We start from the raw sequence: 3,356 nt of genomic DNA on the forward strand, positions 1-3,356 counted from the left end.
GACGGCCGCCGGGCCCTGCGCGAGCCGGTCGGCGTTGGCCTCCAGCCGCCGCCGCACCAGGCCGAGGCCGCCGTGCTCGCCGTGCCGGACGGTCACCACGAAGTCGGAGCCGACGAAGACCATGATCTCGCCGGTCTCGACGACCTCGCCGTCCTCGGGGTCGCGCTCGACGTACCCGACGGTCTTCATCACCAGGAAGTGGACGTCGTCGTACCGCTCCAGCTTGGGCCGCTGGTGGGCGTGGATCGCGTCCTCGACGGCGAGCGGGTGCAGCCCGAACACCTCGGCGATCTCCTGGAGCTCGGCGGCCGACGGCTCGTGCAGGCCGACCCAGACGAACCCGGCGCTCTCCTCGCCCGCCTCGGGCGCGGGCTGCAGCCGCCCGTCCCGGACGAGGCGGACGGCGTCGCCCACCGAATCGGTGCAGACGCGGTGGCCGTCGATGTAGGCCGCCCAGTCGATCACCGCGCTGTCCCGGGCGCAGGTGGAGGCGGCGGACGCCTGGACGCGTCCGCGCGGCTTGAACAGGGACATCGTCGCCCGCGGGGGACGTACCCGAGTCATGGCCATGAGGTGCTCCTAACCCCCGGCCACACGCGCAGGCGCGCTCGACCCGCCTTGCTAGAGCGGGGAGCGCGGGGAGGGCGCGGCCGGACGCCTCGTAGAGGCAGTCGGACGAACAGTCCAGCTCGGACTGTGAGGGTTCTCCGGCGTACTGCACGTATCGCCAGGACTCATCCCGACCACCTCCTTCCGGACGTGAGGCCACAACCTCTGTAGGTTACCAGCGACATTTAAGACGCGGCGGACAACCGCCGGGTTGACGCCTCCGCATGTCAGGTCCGTCACAACGCCTCGCCGCGCGGTCCTCATCCCGCCGTCCCCGGTGCCATGCCCGTGCCGCATCCCGCGCCCCGTCCCGTGGGCCGTCGGCATTCCCGGCGGGGTCGGCGACCGTTAAGCTCCTGCGACGTGCGAGTACTCGTCCTTGGATCGGGGGGCCGCGAGCACGCGCTCGCCCGCGCCCTGCAACGCGACCCTTCCGTGACCGCCCTGCACTGCGCACCCGGCAACCCCGGGACGGCGGAGATCGCGTCCAACCACGCGATCGACATGCTGAACCCGACCGCCGTGGTGGAGCTGGCGCGGCGGCTGTCGGCCGACCTGGTGGTGATCGGCCCCGAGGCCCCGCTGGTGGCGGGGGTCGCCGACGCGCTGCGCGAGGCCGGGCTGACCTGCTTCGGGCCGGACCAGGCCGCCGCCCGCATCGAGGGCTCCAAGGCGTTCGCCAAGGAGGTCATGGAGGCGGCCGGGGTGCCGACCGCGCGCGCCCGCGTGTGCGAGACCAGCGGCCAGGCCGAGGACGCGCTCGCCGAGTTCGGCCCGCCCTACGTGGTCAAGGACGACGGGCTCGCCGCCGGGAAGGGCGTCGTCGTGACCGACGACCTCGGCGCGGCGATGGAGCACGCCGCCGCGTGCGGCCGGGTCGTCATCGAGGAGTACCTCGACGGTCCGGAGGTCTCCCTGTTCGCGCTCTGCGACGGCCAGGACGCCGTCCCGCTCGTCCCGGCGCAGGACTTCAAGCGCGCCTACGACGGCGACGCCGGGCCCAACACCGGCGGGATGGGGGCCTACACACCGCTCCCCTGGGCCCCGCCGGGCCTGGTGGACGAGGTCATGGAGACCGTCATCCGGCCCACGGTCGCGGAGCTGCGCCGCCGCGAGACGCCGTACGTCGGCGTCCTGTACGCGGGCCTGGCGCTGACCTCGAACGGCGTCCGGGTGATCGAGTTCAACGCGCGGTTCGGCGACCCCGAGACCCAGGTCGTGCTGGACCGGCTGGCCACCCCGCTCGCCGGCCTCCTCCAGGCGTGCGCGCTCGGCGGGCTGTCGGAGGACCACAAGCTCACCTGGCGGCCCGGTGCGGCCGTCACGGTCGTCGTCGCGGCCGAGGACTACCCGGCGTCCCCGGTCAAGGGCGATGAGATCACCGGCCTGGACGAGGCGAACGCCGTCCCGGACGCCTACGTCCTGCACGCGGGCACCGCCTTCGACGCGGACGGACGCCTGGTCTCGGCGGGCGGGCGCGTCCTCAACGTGGTCGGCACCGGAGCGGACCAGGCGGCCGCCCGCGCCGCCGCCTACGAGGCCGTCGGCAAGGTCCGGCTCCGGGGAGCCCACCACCGCACCGACATCGGGGCGTAGGGAGCGCCCGCCGGAAAGGGTGTTGTGGTGCCGCGCGCGGCGCCACATACTTGATTACTTCATTACACCCTTGACGAGAGGCCGCTGATGGCGGTGCGGGACGCGGCGTCCGAGCCGGAGGAGTACCGGGTCACGACGCTGGAGCTGTTCTTCGACCTGGTGTTCGTGTTCGCGATCACCCAGCTCACCGGCGTGCTCTCGCACGACATGAGCCCGCGCGGGCTCGCCGAGGTCGTGCTGATGTTCGGCGTGCTGTGGTGGATGTACGCGGGCTACGCCTGGCTGACCAACATGACCCCGCCGACGACGGTCGGGCGGCGGCTGCTCGTCCTCACCGGGATGGCCGGCTTCTTCATGATCGCGCTGGCGACGCCCGGCGGGTTCGGCTCCGGCGGGGTCGTGTGGGGGCTCGGGTACCTGCTCCTGGTGCTCGCGCACGTCGTGCTGTTCGCGCAGGGCAACCCGCACATCCTGCGGGTGCTGCCCGCCAACCTGCTCGCCGCCCTGCTGATCATCGCGGCCGGGACGCTCGGCCGCGGCGTGCCCGTCTACGTGCTCTGGGCGGTGGCCATGGTCGTCCCGATCGTGCAGCCGTACATCGTCCCGCCGGGCGGGCGCTTCGACATCCGGCCCACGCACATCGTGGAGCGGCACGGCCTGCTCGTCATGATCACCATCGGCGAGTCGGTGGTGGCGATCGGTGTCGGCGCGGGCGACCACGAGCTCACCGCCGGGCTGATCGCGACCGTCCTGCTCGGCCTCGCCCTCGCCGCCGCCGTCTGGTGGACCTACTTCTCCCGGGACGACGCGGCGGCCGAGCGGGCCCTGTCCGAGGTCGATCCGGCGACCCGGGCGAACAAGACGATGTCCGGGTACTTCTACGCGCACATCCCGCTGATCGTCGGGATCATCGTCATGGCGGCGGGCGTGAAGTACACCGTCGCGGCGTCCTGGCACCCGCTGGCGTACCGGGCGTCCTTCGCGCTGGCCGGGGGCGCGGCGCTGTTCCTGCTCGGCGACGTCTGGTTCCGGCGGGTCCTCGGCATCGGGCCGTCGCGGACCAGGATCGTCGCGGCGGCGGGCTGCGCGGTCGGGGTGCCGCTGGCGCACCTGTCGGCGGCCGCCGGGCTGGCCGCGCTCACGGCCGCCCG

The 3,356-nt window shown here is 73.3% G+C and carries 3 protein-coding genes; 2 read left to right on the top strand and 1 reads right to left on the bottom strand.

Annotated elements, in window-relative coordinates; translation table 11 throughout:
* Positions 1–570: CorA family divalent cation transporter (locus AB0J52_RS33075; RefSeq protein ID WP_500186788.1), on the bottom strand; the 570-nt coding region annotated here is incomplete at its 3' end.
* Positions 571–972: 402 nt separating this feature from the next.
* Here AB0J52_RS33075 and purD point away from each other — a divergent pair.
* Together purD and AB0J52_RS33085 are read left to right on the top strand one after the other, a co-directional pair.
* Positions 973–2,205 carry a phosphoribosylamine--glycine ligase gene (purD, locus tag AB0J52_RS33080; protein WP_500186789.1) on the top strand — a complete coding sequence of 411 codons (1,233 nt, stop codon included), beginning with the start codon at positions 973–975 and terminating at the stop codon, positions 2,203–2,205.
* A gap of 87 nt (positions 2,206–2,292) precedes the next feature.
* A partial coding sequence (locus AB0J52_RS33085; RefSeq protein WP_500186790.1) for a low temperature requirement protein A occupies positions 2,293–3,356 on the top strand: 1,064 nt, incomplete at its 3' end.

Source organism: Spirillospora sp. NPDC049652, from assembly GCF_040675125.1.
In the GTDB taxonomy this organism is placed as follows: domain Bacteria; phylum Actinomycetota; class Actinomycetes; order Streptosporangiales; family Streptosporangiaceae; genus Spirillospora.